Origin of the sequence: Glycomyces niveus (assembly GCF_017592475.1) — a bacterium.
GTDB classification, from domain to species: Bacteria; Actinomycetota; Actinomycetes; order Mycobacteriales; family Micromonosporaceae; genus Glycomyces; species Glycomyces niveus.
Genome location: NZ_JAGFNP010000012.1, coordinates 115,862 through 134,557 on the forward strand (window position 1 = coordinate 115,862; position 18,696 = coordinate 134,557).

An 18,696-nucleotide genomic window follows, 5' to 3' on the forward strand; every position below is an offset into this window, starting at 1 on the left:
CAGCGAACCGAAGCGCATATTCGAACTGGCAATCGAATTGCGGGTCTTAGGACCAGCGGTGTACCCGCGGCGCGGCTCTGGTCCGATGGCATTGCGCCCCTGGGGTTCTAGCGTTGGCCCGGTCACCACAGGGACCGTGCCCGCGGCCCCGGCGAACCGAGAGGGAACTGCGATGACCATCCTCGTCACCGGCGCGACCGGCAATGTCGGACGACACCTCGTCGAGCAGCTGCACGCCGCGAACCACCCCGTGCGGGCGCTCACCCGCGACCCCGCCAACGCGCACCTGCCGGCCGGCGTCGACGTCCGCGTCGGGGACTTCACCCACTTCGCGAGCCTCGAAGCCGCGCTCGAAGGCGTCACCGCGCTGCACCTCATGACCACCTTCGGCCCCGGCAACACCACCGTCCCGAACAGCCGCGACCTCGTCGACGCCGCCGTCAAGGCCGGGGTGCGGCGCGTGACCCTCCTCTGGAACGGCTACACCGGGCCGGTGGAGGAGGCCGTCGAGGACTCCGAGCTCGAGTACACGCACCTGCGGCCCGGCGAGTTCATGTCGAACGCGCTCAGCTGGGCCGGGATGATCCGCGCCGAAGGGGTCGTGCGCGAGGCCTACGGCGAGGTCGGCCACTCCCCCGTCGACGTGCGCGACATCGCCGCCGTCGCCGCCCGCGCCCTCACCGAGGACGGCCACGCCGGACAGGCCTACATCCTCACCGGCCCCGAAGTGCTCACCGTCCCGCAGCAGGTCGCGGCCATCGCCGCCGCGCTCGGCAAGGAGGTGCGGTACGAGGCCGAAGACCCCGAGGGCGCGAAGGAGCGGATGCGCGCCATGGGCATCGAGGAGCACGCCATCGACTACGTGCTCGACTGGCGCGCCAATCCGCCCCAGTTCGCGCGCGAGGTCTTCACCTCCGTCGCCGACGTGACCGGCCGTCCCGCCCGGACGTTCGCCGAGTGGGCGAAGGACCACGCCGAGTCGTTCCGGTAGGAACCCGGCCCCGGCGGCGCCCGGGGCCGACTCCCAGGTCGCAAGGTGTCCTGGATTACGCCACTTGGTGGTCGGGAACCCATTTCGCGCGGTATCGTCCATCGGTCGGATCGGACCGATGGTGCCCGATCCCCGAGAAGGAGTAACCGTCGTGACCGCCCAGTACGACGCGAGCACGTCCGATCCCGCCCCGGAGTCGCAGCCCGCGCCCGCCAGATCCGCCGCCGCACCCCGCGGCACCCTCAGGCCCGCCCTCGCAGTGGGCGCCCTCGGCGTCGTCTTCGGCGACATCGGCACCAGCCCGATCTACGCCCTGCAGACCCTGTTCAACCCGGCCGACCCCCACCCCGTGCCGATCAACGACAACAACGTCTTCGGGCTCATCTCCCTCATCTTCTGGTCGATGATGATCATCGTCACGATCTTCTACGTCATGCTCGCCATGCGCGCCGACAACGACGGCGAGGGCGGCATCATGGCCCTCATCACCCTCATCCGCCGCCACAGCGGCGGCCGCGGCCGCAAGACCAGCCTCGTCCTCGCCGCCCTCGGCATCTTCGGCGCCGCCCTCTTCCTCGGCGACTCGATGATCACCCCCGCGATCTCCGTGCTCTCCGCCGTCGAAGGCCTCAAGGTGATCGACCCCGGCTTCGACTCCTTGGTCATCCCGCTCACGGGCGTGATCATCGTGCTGCTCTTCGTCTTCCAGCGGAAGGGCACCGCCAGCATCGGGCGGCTCTTCGGGCCCGTCATGATCGTCTGGTTCCTCACCCTCGCCGTGCTCGGCATCGGCGGCATCGCCCACCACCCCGACATCCTCAAAGCCCTCAACCCCCTCTACGCCGTCGACTTCCTCTTCGGCCACTTCCACATCGGGTTCTACGCGCTCGCCGCCGTCGTGCTCACCTTCACCGGCGCCGAAGCGCTCTACGCCGACATGGGCCACTTCGGGCGCAAGAACATCACCGCCGGCTGGATCTTCCTGGTCTTCCCCGCGCTCCTGCTCAACTACATGGGCCAGGGCGCGATGATCCTCGAGAGCCCCGCCAACGTGAGCGGCCCGTTCTTCCTCCTCGCCCCCGAGTGGGGCCGCATCCCGCTGCTCGTCCTCGCCACCGCCGCCACCGTGATCGCCTCCCAGGCCGTCATCACCGGCGCGTACTCCGTCGCCTCCCAGGCCTCCAAGCTCGGGTACCTGCCGCGCCTGCGCATCTCCCACACCTCCGAGCACGAGATCGGGCAGATCTACGTGCCCTGGATCAACTGGCTGCTCATGATCTCGGTGCTCACGCTCGTGTTCGCGTTCCGCAGCTCCGCGTCGCTCGCGTACGCGTACGGCATGGCCGTCATCGGCACCATCACCATCGTCACGCTGCTGTTCTTCTACATCGCCCGCACGCAGTGGCACGCGCCCCGCTGGCTCGTCTTCACCGGCGGCGGCCTCCTGCTCGCCTTCGACCTGCTGTTCCTCGCCGCCAACAGCACCAAGATCGTGCACGGCGCGTGGCTCCCGCTCGTCATCGGCGTCACCGCGTTCACCATCATGGTCACCTGGCAGCGCGGCCGCGAGATCGTCACCGCCGAACGCATCCGCCTCGAAGGCCCGCTGCGCGAGTTCCTCGAGCGAGTGCGCGCGGGCGAACCCAAGGCCGCCCAGGTCCCCGGGACCGCCGTCTTCCTCAACCGCGGCGCCGAGACCGCCCCGCTCGCCTTCCGCGCCAACCTGGAACGCAACCATGTGCGCCACGCCCAGATCGTGATCCTCTCCGTCGAAACCCAGCCGGTGCCACGCGTCCCCGAGTCCGAGCGCGTCCTCGTCGACGACCTCGGTTCCACCCAAGGCGGCATCACCCACGTCACCGCCAGGTTCGGTTACATGGAATCCCAGGACGTTCCGGCCGCTCTGCGCCTGGTCAAAGCGCGCCAGTCCGGGGGCCGAAAGCTCAATCTCAAGGACGCGACCTACTTCCTCTCGACCATCCAGCTGCGGTACGGTCCGGAGCCGACCATGGCGAAGTGGCGCAAGCGCCTGTTCATCGCCACGTCCTACATCACCGCCGACGCCGCCGACCACTTCAAGCTCCCGCGCGAGCGAACCGTCACCATGGGCGCCCACATCGAGGTGTGACGCGACAACGGCCCGCGGGGACCACCCCGCGGGCCGTGCTTCTTGCCGGTTTACGCCTGAGCGGCCTGCAGGCCCTCGGTGATCGAATGCGAGATCGGGGTCGTCGGACGCCCGATGAGCTTCGACAGGTCGCCCGTCTGAACGGCCAGCAGGCCGCGCGAGATCGCGTCCTCGACGCCGACGAGGATCGCCGCGAACGGGTCCGGGACGCCCGCGCCGACCAGGATCTCGCGGTGCGTCTCGCCCGGGACGCGGTTCACCGCGACGTCCTTGCCCAGCTGGCGCGAGACCTCCGCCGCGTACTCCTCGTACGTCCAGGCGTCGTCGCCGCTGAGCTCGTACTCCTTGTTCTCGTGGCCCTCGGTGGTGAGCACCGCGACCGCCGCCGCCGCGAAGTCGGCACGGGTGGCGCTCGCGATCTTCGCGCCCTCGGCCGCGCTGGTCAGGACCCCGCCGTTCGCGAGGACCTGGCCCAGGGCGCCGGTGTAGTTCTCGTGGTACCAGCCGTTGCGCAGCAGCACGTACGGGAGGCCCGAGTCGATGAGGTACCGCTCGGTGATCTGGTGCTCGCGGGCGAGCTCGAAGTCGGCGGCCGGGCCGCCGAGGATGCTGGTGTAGCCCAGGAGCGCGACGTTCGCGGCCTTCGCCGCGTCGATGACGGCCTTGTGCTGGGGGACGCGCTGGCCGACCTCGCTGCCGGAGATGAGGAGGACCTTCTCGCCCTCCTTGAAGGCGTCGGCGAGGGTGGCGGGCTCGCTGTAGTCGGCGACGCGGACCTCGACGCCGAGCTCGCCGAAGCGGACGGCCTTGGCGGGGTCGCGCACGACGACGGCGATCTGCTCCACGGGGACCTGGTTGACGAGGCCTTCGACGACGAGACGGCCGAGTTGGCCGGTGGCTCCGGTGACGACGATCATTTCAATGCTCCTTCAGCTGTCGATTGGGTCTACCATTGCACTTACCAAATGAAAGCACAATCAATTCGAAAGTACTGTAGTCGAGGTAACATCGCGTCATGAGCACCCAGCCCACCGAACTCTTCCCCGGATTCGAAGTGCAGGCCGAGGGCTGCGAATCGCGCGACATCCTCGACCACATCACCGGGCGCTGGGGCACGCTCGTGCTGCTCGCCCTGCACGACGGGCCGAAGCGGTTCAGCGAGATCAGGCGGGCGGTGCAGGGCATCAACGAGAAGGCCCTGGCACAGAGCCTCAAGCACTTCGAACGCGACGGCATCGTGGACCGGCTCGCGCCCGAAGAGGGCTACCCGTCCCGCGTCGAATACCGGCTCACCGAGGTCGGCGCCGGGCTCGAGCAGCGGCTGCGCGAGCTCGTGATGCACCTGTACGAGGAGATGCCGAAGGTGCTCGACTCGCATGCGGAGTACGACTCGCGCCGCGCGTCCTAATTCTTCACTCGACCTGTTCGAAATACCAGGTAGCGGGCGCGAGGCGGCCTAGACTCGGGGCCATGGCTGCGCTGGTCCCGCGAGCGGACGAACTGCGGCCGGGCACGGCCATTCCGAGGTGGGTCCGGCTGCTGCCGCTCGTGGCCCTCGGCATCGGCATCGTCACCCAGGTCCTCTCCCGCGATCCCCTGCACGCCGGGATCGCGGTGACGGTGGTCCCGCTGCTCGCCGCGTTCGTCCTCGGGCCGGGGTGGACCGCGCTCATCTCCGCGATCGCGTTCGCGCTCCTCGCCGCGCCCCTGCCGTTCACCGAGGGGTTCGACCTGGTCGACATGTTCGTGGTGTCGATCATCTTCATTACGGCCGTCAGCATCTCGTGGGCGCGCCAGCGCTTCGAGGCGGGGCTGGTGACGCTGTTCAGCGTCTCGCAGGCGGCGCAGCGGGCGGTGCTACCGGAGCTGCCCGAGCGGGTGGGCGACCTGGCGTGCGCGGGGGTGTACCACTCGGCGCAGCGGGGCGCGCGGATCGGCGGGGACCTGTTCGACGTGCGGCCGAGCCCGTTCGGGGTGCGGATGATCCTCGGCGATGTGCAGGGGCACGGGCTCGAGGCGGTGGGGACCGCTTCGATGGTGCTCTCGGTGTTCCACGAGGCGATCCTGGACGAGGCGGAGCTGGGCGGGGTGGCATGGCGGCTCGAGCGGCGAATGCTGGAGGACGCGAGGCACGGGTATGTGCCGGAGCTGTTCGTGTCGGTGCTGCTGGCAGAATTCGCGGAGGAGACGGGCGAGGTGCGGCTCCTGTCGTGCGGGCATCCGCCGCCGCTGCTGCTGCGGGGCGAGCGGGTGGAGGAGGTCGACCTGAAGCCCGCGCCGGTGCTGGGACTGCGGCTGGCGGATCCGGTGCGGCCGAATGGGATCGCCTCGGTGGCGTTCGGCGAGGAGGACACGCTGCTGGCGTTCTCGGACGGGCTGGTCGAGGCGCGCGACGAGGACGGGAACTACTACCCGCTCGCGCATCACCTCGACGGCCTGGTGGTGCCGTCGCCGCAGCGGCTGGTCGAGTTCGTGTGGGACGACGCGGAGCGGTTCGCGGCGCGCATGGAGGACGACGTGAGCATCTTGGCGATCACGCGGGTGGCGCGGAGCGCGCGGCGCTTGACGCAGGAAATGTGAGCGGAGGGTCTGCGCAAATCGGACATCGATGGGGCCGGCCTCAGCGAAGCATGCGAGCCGTAAATTCGCAAAAGCATTAACCCTGACCTAGGGGTACGACATCTCGGCGCCGCCCGCCGGTGCGGGAGCGGTGCCAGCGGCCATGTTTTTCAATCCGTTAGACAAAGGGTGTTCACAAGCGTTGGGTTTTGTGCAATATTCAAATAACTCGATTGCACCCCCCATTGAAGGAGACAACGATGTCATCTCCCCGACCGAGGCGCGGGCGCCCACTGGCCGCGGCCGGTGCGGTAGGCCTGGCCGCCGTGATCGCCGCGTCAGCGCTGCCGCTCCTCAATGCGGGCGCCAGCGCGCAGGAGAACGAGGCGACCGCCGTGCGCGTCGTGCTCGACCCCTCGTACCAGGGCCAGCAGTTCGAAGGCTGGGGAACGAGCCTCGTCTGGTTCGCGAACGCGACCGGCGGCTACCCGGACGAGATCCGGAACCAGTTGGTGGACATGGTCTTCGGCGACGAAGGCCTCAACCTCAACATCGCCAGGTACAACATCGGCGGCGGGAACGCCCCGAACATCGACAACGAGTACCTGCGCGGCGGCGCCTCCGCCGTCCCCGGCTGGTGGGCCGCCCCCGAGGGCACGACCCACGAGGACAAGGACTGGTGGGACCCGGAGAACCCCGAGCACTGGAACTGGGACGCCGACGCCAACCAGCGCTGGTGGATCGACCAGATCAAGGGCGATGTGACCCACTGGGAGGCGTTCTCGAACTCCCCGCCGTACTTCCAGACCGTCTCCGGTTACGTCTCGGGCGGGTTCGACTCGAACGCCGACCAGATCCGCGCCGACTCCGTCGACGAGTTCGCGACGTACCTGACCGAGGTCATGGAGCACGTCGAGGCCGAGCACGGCATCGAGTTCGACACCGTGGACCCGCTCAACGAGCCCAACACGAACTACTGGGGCACCCAGCTCGGTCCGGACGGCGTGCAGCCGACCGGCGGTCGCCAGGAGGGCGCGCACGCCGGGCCCGAGCTGCAGCAGCTGGTGATCAACGCGCTCGCCGCGGAGCTGTCGGCGTCCGAACTGGACACCGTCATTTCGGCGATGGACGAGACGAACCCGGGCAAGTTCGCGACGAACTGGAACGCGTACACCGAGGAGTCCCGGGCGAACGTCGAGCAGATGAACGTCCACACCTACGGGACCGGGCAGCGAACTGCCGTGCGCGACCTGGCCAAGGGCAGCGACAAGCCGCTGTGGATGAGCGAGGTCGGCGGCGCGTGGACCGACGGCCAGGACTACACGTCGATGGAGAACGGCCTGGGCATCGCCACCCGGATCACCGACGACCTGCGCGAGCTGGAGCCGTCGGCGTGGGTGCTGTGGCAGCCGATCGAGGACAAGAACGAGGGCCACAGCTGGGGCGAGATCCAGCTGCCGTTCGACTGCACGGCCGAGGACACCCTCGAGACCTGCAAGATCGAGACGAACACGAAGTACGACACGATCCGGAACTTCACGCACTACATCGAGCCGGGCGATTACATCATCGGCACGGACGACACCTCGACCACGGCGGCCGTCAAGGACTCCGAGGACGCGGCCGTCGCGGTGTACACCAACAACGCCGAGGCCCCGGTGCACGTGACGCTGGACCTGTCGAAGTTCGGGTCGGTCGACTCGGGCGCGACGGTGACCCCGGTGGTCACGAGCGCCGACGGTGCGCTCGTCGAGGGCGCGCCGGTGGTCGTGGACGGCACGTCCGCGACGCTGACGGTGCCGGCGAAGTCGGTGACGACCTTCAAGATCGACGGCGTCTCGGGCGTCAGCGAGGACGCGGCGCTGGTCCAGGACGGCCACGTGTACCGCTTCGACGGCGTCCAGAGCGGCAAGTCGATCGCGCCGTCCGAGGACGGTTCGGGGATCGTGCTGCGCACGGACGACGCTTCCAGCGCTGAGCAGCTGTGGGGGGTCGAGCGCCTGACCGACGGCGTCTCGAACCGGGAGCTGTATTCGATCGTGAACGCCGCCACCGGGACCCGCTTGGCGGTGTCCGAGGGGCTGGCGGTGCTGGAGCCTGCCGGGGACGACCCGTCCGAGGCGGCGCAGTGGTTCCTGTCGACCACGGGCAACGGCACGTATGTGCCGGTGAACAAGGCGACGGGCCTGGTGCTGGACGTGTGGGGCGAGGCGACCGCCGACGGTTCGCCGGTGCAGACGTACTCGCCGACTGCGGCGAGCAACCAGCGCTGGGCGGTGACCGATGAGACGGTGCTGGCCGCGGCGCAGATCAGCACGTACACGGTGCCGGGCTTCACGCCGGAGCTGCCGGCGACGGTGCCGGGCGTGTACCGCGACGGCGAGCGCGGGGCGCTGCCGGTCGAGTGGGTCATGCCCGACCCGAAGAAGTGGAACAAGCCGGGGACGGTGACCGTGAAGGGCACGGCGACGGATCCGCTCGGGAACACGTTCAACGCCAAGGCGAAGGTCAGTGTGGACACGTTCGCCGAGACCGCTCCGGCCGCGGCGAAGACGTACCCGGGCTTCACGCCGGACCTGCCGGACACGGTGACGGCCGTGGGCAAGCGCGGCACGCAGGCGTCGGTGCCGGTGGTGTGGGAGGAGGCGCCCGAGGGCGCGTTCGACGACTACGGCACGGTGACGCTGGAGGGCACGGCGACCCTGATCGACGGGACGGAGCTGCCTGCCGAGATCGCGGTCGAGGTGACCGACCCGATCGAGGTGAACGTGGCCACTGAGGACGGTGTGACGACCTCGGCGACGTACACGGAGCCCGGCTACTCGACCGAGTCCCTGCGGAACGGGAGTCTGACCGACAAGGGCTGGTCGAACTGGAAGTCGGGGCCGTTCAACACCGAGGACACCATCACGGTGACGCTGCCCGAGGCGCGCGACGTGACCCGCGTGGTGTCGTACTTCTGGAGCGACGGCGGCCGCAACAGCTACGCCGACACGCTGCAGGTGCAGTACCTCGACTCGGAGGGCAACTGGCAGAACGCCGGCGACGTCGTGGACGTGCCGACCGGCGAGGCGCCGGTCATCGACGTCGAGGTGAACGCCGAGACCTCGGCGGTCCGGGTCGCCATGACCGCCGGGTCCGGCGGCACGGTCGGCTGGATCATCCTCAGCGAGATCGAGGTCTACGCGAAGGCCCCGGCCGTCTAAGGCAAACGCGATTCGAGGGGTCCTTACCGCCGAGAGGCGGTAAGGACCCCTTCGTCGTGTCGGTCGGAGCGCGCAGGCCGGTGAGGTGGAGGGTCAGGAAGCGCCGCCAGTCCCCCGATTCGTGGATCACCTGGGAGACGGCCGCGGCGAGCATGGCGAGGTCCATGGGCGCGAAGTCCTCGCGGAGCCCGCCGCCCGCTTTGGCGCGGGCGATGAGTTCGAGGACGGCGTCGACGCTGCGGGCGCAGGCCTCGGCGACCTCGTCGCCGGCGGGTCGGCGCTGGGCGATCGCGTCGTTGAGGCTGCGGTCCCGGGCCATGAGGCCGAAGAGGCCTTCGAGGTAGGCGACGAAGCCTTCCCAGGGGTCTTCGACGTCGAGCGCGTCGGCGACGATCCGGTCGAGGGCGTCGAGGCGCGCGGGGATGATCGCGGCGTAGAGCGCGTCGCGGGTCGGGAAGTGGTTGTAGAGGGTCCCGATGCTCACGCCCGCGCTGCGGGCGATCTCGTCGAGCGGCACCTCCAGGCCGCGTTCGGCGAAGAGGTCGGCGGCGGTCGCCAGGAGCCGGTCCCGGTTGCGCAGGGCGTCGGAGCGGCGGGATCTGGTCTCAGCGGGCATACCTCCATCATACGAAGTCGAGGGCACCCTCAAGTTATGGTACGGTCGTTTTGAACTTGAGGGAACCCTCAATTTATTGTTCGGAAAGGGAACCGCCATGTCCACCAACAAGACCGCCGTCGTCCTCGGGGCCGGCCCCGGCCTCGGCATGTCCATCGCGCACCGGTTCGGCCGCGAGGGGCACCGGGTCGCCCTGGTCTCGCGCAGCGACGCCCGCCACGGCGCCTACCTCGCGTCTCTCGCCGAGGCCGGCGTCGAAGCGGCGGCCTTCACCGCCGACGTGAACGACGCCGCGCGGCTCGCCGCCGTGCTCGACGAGATCCGCACCCGCTTCGGCACGATCGACGTCGTCTACTACGGACCGGCCGCGATGGACGGCCCCATGCCCGGGGACATCGGCGCGGCCGGCCCGGCCGACGTGCGCGCGGCGATGGAGCTCATGTACCCGGCCGTCGACGCGGTCGCGAACGTCCTGCCGGGCATGGTCGAGCGCGGCTCCGGCGGCCTCCTCTTCGCCGGCGGGCTCAGCTCCGTCGTGCCCATGCCCTCGCTCGGCGCCCTCGCCGTCATGTCGGCGGCCCTGCGGAACTACGCCCTCACCCTCAATGCGGGGTTGGCGGACACCGGCGTCTACGCCGGGGCCCTCACCATCGGCGGACTCATCGAACGCGGCGACATCCACAAGGCCGTGACCGCCGACCCGAACATGTTCGGCGACATCGCCATCGCCACCCTCAACCCAGACGGCATCGCCGACGCCGCCTGGGACCTGTTCAGCGGGCGCGACCGCGCCGAAGCGGTCTTCAACGCCCTGGGCTGACGCGGGCGGCGGTGCTGCTAACCTTCGGGCTCGTTGAGGGCGAAGGGCGGCAGATGGACTCGTGGGTGGCGATCGACTTCGAGACCGCGAACGGCAGCCGGGCGAGCGCCTGCTCCGTGGCGGTGGCCCGGGTCAAGGGCGGGGAGGTCGTGGACCGGTTCGCGAGCCTCATCCGGCCGCCGCGAGGGCATGACCGGTTCGAGTACCGCAACACCCAGATCCACGGCATCCAGGCGTCCGATGTGGTCGGTGCGCCGGGGTGGCGGCAGGTGTGGGGGCGGCTGAGCGAGTTCGCGGGCGGCGATCCGCTGGTGGCGCACAACGCCTCGTTCGACACGTCGGTGATCCGGGCGGCCAACACCGCGGCCGGGCTGCCGTGGCCCGCGATGCGGTACGCCTGCACGATGGTGATCGCCAAGCAGACCTGGCCGATGCGCTCCTACCGGCTGCCCGATGTGGCGGCCGCGGCGGGCGTGAACCTCGCCCGGCACCATGAGGCCGCGTCGGACACGCTCGCGGCCGCCGGCATCCTCGTCGCCCAGCAGCGCGCGCACGGCGTCGACACCCTCGACGGTCTGCTCGAGTCCGCGCGGGTCTCGTGGGGGCGGATCTACGACGGCGGTTACGACACCTGCAGCCGGAGGTAAGGCTGCGACAGCACTGAGGCCCTTACCCTCGTTCGGGGGTAAGGGCCTCAGCGCTTCCGGCTAAGCGCCGATGACGTCGGAAAGCGCGGTGAGGTCGTCGGCCTCGTCGCGGGTCAGCTCGAGTTCGGCCGAGGCGAGCAGCGGGCCGAGCTGATCGGCGGTGCGGGCGCCCGCGATCGGCGCGGCGATGCCGGGCCGGGTGCGCGTCCACGCCAGCGCGACCGAGGCGATGGCGACACCGCGGGCCTGGGCTATCTGGTCGAGCTTCTCGATGATCGCGAGCCCGGAGGGGTTGAGGTGCTTGGCGGCCGAGTCGCCGCGGACGCTCTGCTGCAGGTCGGCCTCGGTGCGGTACTTGCCGGTGAGGAACCCGGAGGCGAGCGCGTGGTACGGGAAGCCGCTGAGGTCCTCGGCCACGGCGATGTCGCGCAGGCCCGGTTCGAAGGTGCTGCGGCTGACGAGGCTGTATTTGGGCTGCAGGGCGACCGGGCGGGCCGCGCCGATCGATGCGGTGATGTCGAGCCATTCGCGGACGCGCTCGGGGCTGTAGTTGGAGACGGCGATGTGCCGGACCTTGCCTTCGGTGACGAGGTCGTTGAAGGCGGTGACGGTCTCCTCGAGAGGCGTGTTCGGGTCGTCGAAGTGGGCGTAGTAGACGTCGATGGCGTCGGTGCCGAGACGTTTGAGGGAGGCTTCGGCGGCGGCTTTCACGTTCGGTCCGGCGAGGCCCTTGAACTGGGGGTGCTGGGAGACCTTGGTGGCGACGAGGACGTTCTTGTGGCGGTTCTTGGCGAGCCAGGTGCCGATGACGGTCTCGGATTCGCCGCCGGAGTTGCCGGGGGCCCAGGCGGAGTAGGAGTCGGCGGTGTCGATGAGGTTGCCGCCGGCGTCGGTGAACGCGTCGAGGACGGCGTGCGCCTCGGCTTCCTCGGTGTTCCACCCGAACGTGTTGGTGCCCAGGACGAGTGGGTGGATCTCGATGCCGGTCCTGCCGAGCGTGGCCATGTCGAACCTCCGTGCTGTCAGTGTTCGCGGGGGCGCTGCTCGCCCTGCTGCGGTGTACCCAATCGGCAATCCTGCCACGCGGCCCGGGGGCGCCGCGCCCGTTTGTGAGCGGTCGTCGTCTGGCGGCCGCCGGGCGGGCGCGGCGCGGCACCCGGTCGCAGGGCTCTAGCTCTGCTGGAAGGTGGGCATGATGGTGATCTGCTGGAAGTTGACGCGGGCTGGCTGCTGGGCGAGGAAGGCCACGGCCTCGGCCACGTCAGCCGGTTCCAGTACCTCCCGGGTCGCCAGGGTCTCGTCGAGCCAGGCCGTGGCACCGGGGTCGGTGACGTGGCTTTGGAGTTCGGTCTTCACGATCCCCGGTTCGATGACCGCGACGCGCACCTGCTTCGCGCCGAACTCGGCGCGGAGGTTGCGGGAGGCGTGCGAGACGAAGGCCTTCGAGCCGGTGTAGACGGCGAAGTTCTCGAAGATGTTCTGCGCGGCGATCGAGGAGGTGTTGACCAGGTCGGCCACGCCCTTCTCCGCCGCGGCCTTCACCAACTGCGGGGTGAAGGCGCCGATCGCGTTCATGAGGCCGCCGATGTTGATGTCGATCTGGCGCTGCCACTGGTCGGCGCGGAGTTCCGTGATCGGCGAGGCCAGCATGAGGCCGGCGTTGTTGAACAGGAGGTCGGCCGTGCCGAGTTCGGTCTCGACGCGGGCGGCGGCGGCCTCGAGCGCGGCGGCGTCGGTGACGTCGACCTGGATCGCGAGGGCGGTGCCGCCGCGGTGCTCGATGCGTTCGGCGAGTGCGGTGAGCCGGTCGGCGCGGCGGGCCAGGAGGGCGACCTTCGCGCCGCGTGCGGCGAGGAGTTCGGCGGTGGCCTCGCCGAGTCCGCTGGAGGCGCCGGTGATGACGGCGACGCGGTTCGCGAGCGGCGAGGCAGTGTTCACAGTGGACATGATGTTCCTTCGGTGTGCTGGGCGTTCTGGGCGGTCGATCCGTCCCGTGCTCAAGTGCATCACCGTTCGCGGCCCGTTCGGGGCGCTAAGACGACCCCCTCGTGACTGGTACCGCCAGGACCACCTTCGGGTCGCCGAGACGGGGGCGGCCGAGGCAGGATGGGACGCATGGACTCTCGCAGCGAGATCTCGGACTTCCTCCGCGGCCGGCGCGCGCGCGTGCGCCCGCAGGAAGCGGGCCTGCCCGACGACGGCCGCGTCCGACGGGTGCCGGGGCTGCGCCGCGACGAGGTGGCGCGCCTGGCGAACATGAGCGTCGAGTACTACACGCGCCTGGAGCAGGGCCGGGCCGGGAACCCGTCGCCGGAGGTACTGGAGGCGCTGGCCGAGGCGCTGCGGCTCGACCCGTCCGAACGCGAGCACCTGCTGGACCTCGCCGGGCCGCGCACGCCGCGCAAGCGCGGTCCGATCAAGGCGCAGCGCGTGCGGCCGGGGCTGCTCCTGACGCTCCAGAGCCTGGAGTCGGTGCCGGCGTTCATCATCGGCAGGCGCATGGACGTGCTGGCGTCGAACCGGCTCGCGAAGGCCGTGATCACCGATTTCGACGCGCTGCCGGCCAAGCGGCGGAACCTGGCGCGCTGGTACCTGCTCGATCCCGAGGCGCGGGAGAAGACCGTCGACTGGGCGGCCATGGCGCGCGATTCGGTGGCGGTGCTGCGCTTCGTCGCCGGGCGCCACCCCGACGACCGGCAGCTCGCGGACCTCGTCGGCGAGCTGACGCTGGGCTGCCCGGAGTTCACCGCTTGGTGGAACGACCACCACGTGCTGCGGCGCACGCACGGCAAGAAGTCGTACCGGCACCCGGTCGCGGGCGAGATCGAGTTCAGCTACGAGTCCCTGGCACTCCCGGACGACCCCGACCAGACGCTGTGCGTCTACAACGTCGAGCCGGGCTCGCCGAGCGCCGAGGCGCTGCGGCTCCTCGACAGCTGGACCGCCCCGGCCGCGCAGCGATCCTGAACCGCCCCGCCTTTTTAGCAACTAACGATTGCATGTCGTCGAGGTGTGCGGTATCGTGATACGCAACCAAAGGTTGCTTCAATGAGTGAAAGGCGGCGATCATGGAACTCGGATCGATCGAGCGGGAGATCCGCATCGAGGCCTCGCCGGAGGTCGTCTTCGACGTGGTCAGCAGTCCCGAACACCTCAAGGAGTGGTGGCCCGACGAGGCCGAGCTCTCCCCCGACGGCACCGGCCGGATCGGCTTCGACCAGGGCGACAAGGGCATGGCCTGGGAGCGGATCACCGTGGTGGACGCAATGCCGCCGCGCCACTTCTCGTTCCGGTGGACGCACCCGGAGGGCGAGGCGGCCGCGCTCGGCAACTCGTACCTCGTGGTCTTCGAACTCGAGCCCGCCGGCACCGGCACGCTCCTGAAGATGACCGAGACCGGCTTCCGCGAGCGCGGCTGGGCCGAGGCCAAGGTCGCCGCCGAGCACGCCGACCACGTCTCCGGCTGGGACTACTTCCTGCCGCGCCTGGCGCCGTACGCGGAGAAGGTGGGGGCCGGGCGATGAGCACCGCGGTCGACGACGACCTCTGGTCGGCGATCGGCGACCCTACCCGCCGCCGCATGCTCGACCTGCTCTTGAGCGAGGGCAGCGGCACCGCGACGAGCCTCAGCGAGCGCCTGCCGGTCACCCGCCAGGCCGTCGCGAAGCACCTCGCCGTCCTCGACCGCGTCGGCCTCGTGCACGCCGCGACCGCGGGCCGCGAGCGGCACTTCCGCGTGGACGCGGCCCGGCTGGCGCGCGCCGCCGCCCAGCTCGAGCAGGTCGGGTCCTCATGGGACTCCCGGCTCCAGCGCATCAAGCGCCTCGCCGAGACCATCGAGCGCCAGAAGCAAGAGACCGAAACGAACGAGTAGAAGGAGACACCGCGATGGTCGACATCCTGCACCGCATCGCCGCCGAAGGCGTTGCGGCCGAACGAACCTACGACGCGCTGACCACCCTCGAGGGGCTTTCCCGATGGTGGACCGAGAACACGACCGGCACCACCGACGTGGGCGGGCGCATCTCGTTCAAGTTCGAGAACGGCGACTTCGAGATGGAGGTCGCCGAGCTCGAGGCGGACCGGCGCGTCCTCTGGGAGGTCGTGGGCGGCAGCGCACCCGAGTGGATCGGCACGAAGATCCACTGGGACCTCAAGACGGACGGGGACGACACGGTCGTCCTGTTCAAGCATGAAGGATGGCGAGAGCCGGTCGAGTTCATGCACCACTGCAGCACCAAGTGGGGCTCGTTCCTGATGAGTCTCAAGCAGTTCCTCGAGCAGGGCCAGGGCGCGCCGTGGCCGCACGACGTGCACGTCGACAACTGGGGCTGAGCGAGCGCGCACGGGGAGGGCGGCAGGCCCTCCCCGTTTTTGTTACCAGTGAGTAATCAAGTGGTGGCACTCAATGACTGGTTTGCCCGCACTGGTTATGATTCGCGCCATGACGTTCATCTACGATGTGATGACTTGGACCCGTGAGGGAACCAGGGTCGAGGGCCGCATCACCAGCCTCGAGCGCGACCCCGTGAAGTTCTACGAGGGACCCGAATTCGGCCTGCAGCTGCTGATGGACGCCTGGTTCAACGGCTGCGGCGCCCTCACCGTCGACAAGGACGCGGCCCGCGAGTTCGAGCGGTGCTTCGAACTCTTCCTCGGCAAGAAGGTCTGGACCGACGCCGAGGGCCACGTGCTCGACGAGGCCACCAAGGAACCGCTGCAGCCCAAGGTGAAGGCCGAAACGCACTTCGCCGGCCGGCTCGACAGCGCCCGCGGCTACTGGGACGGCTACGACTACCTCGTCCTCAAACCCGACCGGCAGGGCTTCCTCGACCGCACCGCCGAGGTCATCGCGTCCTTCCGCATCGAAGGCAGCGGCACCGGCGAGCACGCCGACATCCTCATCGAGGCCACCGACCCGAAGTACGTGAGCCACATGGACGAGAGCCACCACTTCAAGACCACCTTCACCGGCCACCTCCCGCGATAGGGGCGCGCCGCCCCGGAGTCCACCGGGACGGCGCGGGCTCACCCGATCACTTACCGGTCCACGACCACAGCGGCGCCGTGTGGACACCCTGGCCGCTGGTCTTGTACCCGCCTTCGAGCCAGTGCTTGCCGGTCTCGGCCCAGTCGAAATTGCACCGGACCCACGAGCCGCTGCCCTTGGTGTTGCGGCAGATCCGGCCCGAACCGTTCTCCGACTGGAGGAACGAGATCGCCGACAGGTCGTCGACCTTGCCGTCCTTGACGTAGATGTAGTCGCCGTCGTAGACGACGCACACCCGCGTGCTCGCGTAGTCGCTCGGAGCCGTCTCGCACTGGCCCTGCGGCGCGGAGACTTCGACACCGGTCTGGCAGCTGATGCCTGGCTCGTACGCACCATCTGCCGCGAAAGTTGTCGATTGTGGCTTGCATCATGGTTTCCTCCGACAGCCGCGCACTCATGGCGCCAGGACGGGCGGACCGGCCGGTGCTCGGACCGCGGCGGTAGGGTGCCCGGCATGGGCGACAACGGGTATGAGCGCGCGACGCGCGAACGGTACGACCACTACGCGGGCGAGTACTTCGCGATGTTCCGCGACTCGCTCGACCACCACCGCTTCGACCGGGTCATGATCACGGCGTTCAGCGAGGCCGTGGCGGACTCGGGGAACCGGAAGGTGCTCGACATCGGCTGCGGCCCAGGGTATGTGACCGAGCACCTGCACGGCCTCGGCCTGCGGGCGCAGGGCATCGACCTCTCCCCCGAGATGATCGCGCTCGCGCGCGAGGCCTATCCGCACCTCGACTTCGCGCTCGGCGACATGACCGCGGTCGACCTCCCCGACGGCACGCTCGGCGGCGTCCTCTCGCGCTCCTCGGTCATCCACATGCCGCCCGAGCGCCTGCCCGCGGTCTTCGCCGAATGCCACCGGCTCCTCGCGCCCGGCGGGCACTTCCTGCTGATGTTCCAGGCGCACACCGACACCTCGCAGCTCGCCTGGGCCTTCGACCACACCGTGACGACCGCGTACCGGCTCTCAGTCGGCCGCGTCGCCGACCTGCTCACCGAAGCCGGGTTCCAGGAGGTGGCCCGCCTGGTCGTGGCCCCCGAAGAGGACACGCGGCGCGGCTTCCACCACGGCTACCTGCTCCTGCGCAAGCCCGGGGGCGACACCGCCGCGTGAGGTAATCATCCTCACAGCTAATTCAATTATCCATCTGGTTGATTAATCTGGTAGCGTCTTCGGCATGGAACCGAAGAGGCCCGGTCGGCGCTCCCCCGAATCCGCGGAGCGGGTGCGGGACGCCGAGCGCACCAAGCGCAAGCTCCTCGACGCTGCGCTGTCCGAGTTCGCCGCCAACGGCTACGACGGCGCGCGCGTCGGCGAGATCGCCGCGCGCGCCGGGGTCAACAAGCAGCTCATCAGCTACTACTTTGGCGGCAAGGAAGGGCTGTTCCGCGCCATGACGCGCGAATGGCTCGACGACGAGCGCGACCAGGCCGGACCCGACGTCCCCGCCGAGGAGGCCCTGCGCTGGTACCTGCGCGACAACCTCAAGGACCCCCGCATCGGCCGCCTCGCCATGTGGCAGGCCCTCAGCGACGACCCCCCCGAGGAGGAGTCCGAAGAGGACACCGCGCGCGAGGTCGCGCTCATGCGCGAACGCCAGCGCAGGGGCGAGATCGCCGCCGACCTCGACCCGGCGGCCGTGCAGATCGCCCTCATGGGCATGACCATGGCCCCGGTCGTCTTCCGCCGCACCGCGAAGCGCCTCTTCGGCGTCGACATCGACGACCCCGACTTCGAAACCCGCTACGGCGACACCCTGTCTCGCATCCTCGCGAGGCTCGCCGAGGAAACCGAACACCACCACGAAAGGAACCCCGAATCATGACGATTCTGGTCACCGGCGCCCGAGGCGCCATCGCCCGCAATGTGATCGACCTGCTGCTCGCGGCCGGCACGCCCGTGCGCGCGGCCAGCCGCGTCCCCGGCGCGACCGACCTCCCCGCGGGCGTCGAGCCCGTGCGGGTCGACTTCACCGCGCCCGAGACCCTCGCGCCCGCTTTGGAAGGCGTCGAGAAGGTCTTCCTGTACGCCGCCCACGAGGGCATCGAGGACTTCCTCACCGCGGCGAAGGCGGCCGGGGTGAAGCACCTGGTGCTGTTGTCGTCGGCCGCCGTCGCCATGCCCGAGGTCGAGGAGAACCTGATCACCAGGATGCACCGCGGCGCCGAACGGCCCATCGAGGCCTCGGGCCTGCCGTGGACGTTCGTGCGTCCGGGCATGTTCGCCACCAACAGCCTCTGGTGGGCCGATTCGATCCGGAAGGAGGGCGTCGTCCGCGTGCCCTTCCCCGAAACGCCGGTCAACCCGATCCACGAACGCGACATCGCCGAGGTCGCGTTCACCGCCCTCAGCGAAGGCGGGCACGAGGGGCAGGCCTACCTGGTCGACGGGCCGGGGCACTTGACGCAGCGCCGCCAGGTCGAGCTCATCGGCGAGGCCATCGGCCGCGAGATCGCCGTCGAGGAGCTGCCGCGGGCCGTCGCGGCGCAGTTCATGCCGGAGCCGCTGCTCGACCTGCTCGAGCGCGCCGACGCCAAGCGCTACGGCCCCTCCTCCGAGGCCGTCACCGGCCGCCCCGCCCGCACCTACGCCGAGTGGGCCGTCGACCACGCCGACGACTTCCGTTAGACCGCAAGGAAACCAGGACGCCTCCCGCCGAAACACCCCGGCGG

General features: G+C 69.7%; 20 protein-coding genes. 15 read left to right on the forward strand and 5 right to left on the reverse strand.

Features of this window, described 5'->3' with window-relative positions:
- Window positions 1–172: 172 nt before the first annotated feature.
- Together J5V16_RS19535 and J5V16_RS19540 are read left to right on the forward strand one after the other, a co-directional pair.
- Window positions 173–991, forward strand: coding sequence for an NmrA family NAD(P)-binding protein (locus J5V16_RS19535; protein WP_208498650.1), 819 nt, complete (start codon window positions 173–175; stop codon window positions 989–991).
- A gap of 151 nt (window positions 992–1,142) precedes the next feature.
- Window positions 1,143–3,119 (forward strand): potassium transporter Kup, encoded by a 1,977-nt coding sequence (locus J5V16_RS19540; protein WP_307793023.1) that lies wholly within the window; start codon window positions 1,143–1,145, stop codon window positions 3,117–3,119.
- Window positions 3,120–3,169: 50 nt separating this feature from the next.
- On the opposite strand, the gene J5V16_RS19545 is transcribed toward J5V16_RS19540, so the two are convergent.
- A complete protein-coding gene (locus J5V16_RS19545; protein ID WP_208498652.1) occupies window positions 3,170–4,036 on the reverse strand; it encodes an SDR family oxidoreductase in 867 nt (288 codons plus the stop codon).
- A 98-nt stretch (window positions 4,037–4,134) separates the two neighbouring features.
- Between J5V16_RS19545 and J5V16_RS19550 the strand changes: the two genes are divergently transcribed.
- The 3 genes from J5V16_RS19550 (at window position 4,135) to J5V16_RS19560 (ending at window position 8,884) form a co-directional block, all read left to right on the forward strand.
- Window positions 4,135–4,527: a winged helix-turn-helix transcriptional regulator gene (locus tag J5V16_RS19550; RefSeq protein WP_208498653.1), complete on the forward strand. Its 393-nt coding sequence runs from the start codon at window positions 4,135–4,137 to the stop codon at window positions 4,525–4,527.
- Window positions 4,528–4,589: 62 nt separating this feature from the next.
- Window positions 4,590–5,699, forward strand: coding sequence for a PP2C family protein-serine/threonine phosphatase (locus J5V16_RS19555; protein WP_208498654.1), 1,110 nt, complete (start codon window positions 4,590–4,592; stop codon window positions 5,697–5,699).
- Between the two features lie 239 nt (window positions 5,700–5,938).
- Window positions 5,939–8,884: an RICIN domain-containing protein gene (locus J5V16_RS19560; protein WP_208498655.1), complete on the forward strand. Its 2,946-nt coding sequence runs from the start codon at window positions 5,939–5,941 to the stop codon at window positions 8,882–8,884.
- Here J5V16_RS19560 and J5V16_RS19565 read toward each other — a convergent pair.
- Window positions 8,844–9,500: a TetR/AcrR family transcriptional regulator gene (locus J5V16_RS19565; protein ID WP_208498656.1), complete on the reverse strand. Its 657-nt coding sequence runs from the start codon at window positions 9,498–9,500 to the stop codon at window positions 8,844–8,846. The two genes, J5V16_RS19560 and J5V16_RS19565, sit on opposite strands and share 41 nt — an antisense overlap.
- 97 nt (window positions 9,501–9,597) lie before the next feature.
- Between J5V16_RS19565 and J5V16_RS19570 the strand changes: the two genes are divergently transcribed.
- Together J5V16_RS19570 and J5V16_RS19575 are read left to right on the forward strand one after the other, a co-directional pair.
- Window positions 9,598–10,320 (forward strand): SDR family NAD(P)-dependent oxidoreductase, encoded by a 723-nt coding sequence (locus tag J5V16_RS19570; protein ID WP_208498657.1) that lies wholly within the window; start codon window positions 9,598–9,600, stop codon window positions 10,318–10,320.
- 53 nt (window positions 10,321–10,373) lie between these two features.
- The gene (locus tag J5V16_RS19575; RefSeq protein ID WP_208498658.1) at window positions 10,374–10,967 is read left to right on the forward strand and encodes a 3'-5' exonuclease; all 594 of its coding nucleotides are present in this window, start codon (window positions 10,374–10,376) and stop codon (window positions 10,965–10,967) included.
- Window positions 10,968–11,027: 60 nt separating this feature from the next.
- Here the strand turns inward: J5V16_RS19575 and J5V16_RS19580 are convergent, their stop codons facing one another.
- Window positions 11,028–11,972 (reverse strand): aldo/keto reductase, encoded by a 945-nt coding sequence (locus J5V16_RS19580; protein WP_208498659.1) that lies wholly within the window; start codon window positions 11,970–11,972, stop codon window positions 11,028–11,030.
- A 165-nt stretch (window positions 11,973–12,137) separates the two neighbouring features.
- The gene (locus J5V16_RS19585; protein WP_208498660.1) at window positions 12,138–12,914 is read right to left on the reverse strand and encodes an SDR family oxidoreductase; all 777 of its coding nucleotides are present in this window, start codon (window positions 12,912–12,914) and stop codon (window positions 12,138–12,140) included.
- 168 nt (window positions 12,915–13,082) lie between these two features.
- Here J5V16_RS19585 and J5V16_RS19590 point away from each other — a divergent pair, with 168 nt between their 5' ends.
- The 5 genes from J5V16_RS19590 to J5V16_RS19610 all read left to right on the forward strand — a co-directional run bounded on the left by J5V16_RS19590 (window position 13,083) and on the right by J5V16_RS19610 (window position 15,957).
- Window positions 13,083–13,934 (forward strand): helix-turn-helix transcriptional regulator, encoded by an 852-nt coding sequence (locus tag J5V16_RS19590; protein WP_208498661.1) that lies wholly within the window; start codon window positions 13,083–13,085, stop codon window positions 13,932–13,934.
- Window positions 13,935–14,035: 101 nt separating this feature from the next.
- A complete protein-coding gene (locus J5V16_RS19595; protein ID WP_208498662.1) occupies window positions 14,036–14,491 on the forward strand; it encodes an SRPBCC domain-containing protein in 456 nt (151 codons plus the stop codon).
- Window positions 14,488–14,841, forward strand: coding sequence for an ArsR/SmtB family transcription factor (locus J5V16_RS19600; RefSeq protein ID WP_208498663.1), 354 nt, complete (start codon window positions 14,488–14,490; stop codon window positions 14,839–14,841). The genes J5V16_RS19595 and J5V16_RS19600 overlap by 4 nt, the downstream gene beginning before the upstream one ends.
- A gap of 14 nt (window positions 14,842–14,855) precedes the next feature.
- The gene (locus tag J5V16_RS19605) at window positions 14,856–15,302 is read left to right on the forward strand and encodes an SRPBCC family protein (RefSeq protein ID WP_208498664.1); all 447 of its coding nucleotides are present in this window, start codon (window positions 14,856–14,858) and stop codon (window positions 15,300–15,302) included.
- Between the two features lie 109 nt (window positions 15,303–15,411).
- On the forward strand, window positions 15,412–15,957 hold the full coding sequence (locus J5V16_RS19610) for a hypothetical protein (RefSeq protein ID WP_208498665.1): 546 nt from the start codon (window positions 15,412–15,414) through the stop codon (window positions 15,955–15,957).
- A 46-nt stretch (window positions 15,958–16,003) separates the two neighbouring features.
- Here the strand turns inward: J5V16_RS19610 and J5V16_RS19615 are convergent, their stop codons facing one another.
- Window positions 16,004–16,252, reverse strand: a complete 249-nt coding sequence (locus J5V16_RS19615) for a hypothetical protein (protein ID WP_208498666.1) — start codon at window positions 16,250–16,252, stop codon at window positions 16,004–16,006.
- A 219-nt stretch (window positions 16,253–16,471) separates the two neighbouring features.
- Here J5V16_RS19615 and J5V16_RS19620 point away from each other — a divergent pair, with 219 nt between their 5' ends.
- The 3 genes from J5V16_RS19620 (at window position 16,472) to J5V16_RS19630 (ending at window position 18,652) form a co-directional block, all read left to right on the forward strand.
- Window positions 16,472–17,137, forward strand: a complete 666-nt coding sequence (locus J5V16_RS19620) for a class I SAM-dependent DNA methyltransferase (protein ID WP_208498667.1) — start codon at window positions 16,472–16,474, stop codon at window positions 17,135–17,137.
- 64 nt (window positions 17,138–17,201) lie between these two features.
- On the forward strand, window positions 17,202–17,849 hold the full coding sequence (locus J5V16_RS19625) for a TetR/AcrR family transcriptional regulator (RefSeq protein WP_208498668.1): 648 nt from the start codon (window positions 17,202–17,204) through the stop codon (window positions 17,847–17,849).
- Window positions 17,846–18,652 (forward strand): NAD(P)H-binding protein, encoded by an 807-nt coding sequence (locus J5V16_RS19630; protein ID WP_208498669.1) that lies wholly within the window; start codon window positions 17,846–17,848, stop codon window positions 18,650–18,652. The genes J5V16_RS19625 and J5V16_RS19630 overlap by 4 nt, the downstream gene beginning before the upstream one ends.
- Window positions 18,653–18,696: the final 44 nt, after the last annotated feature.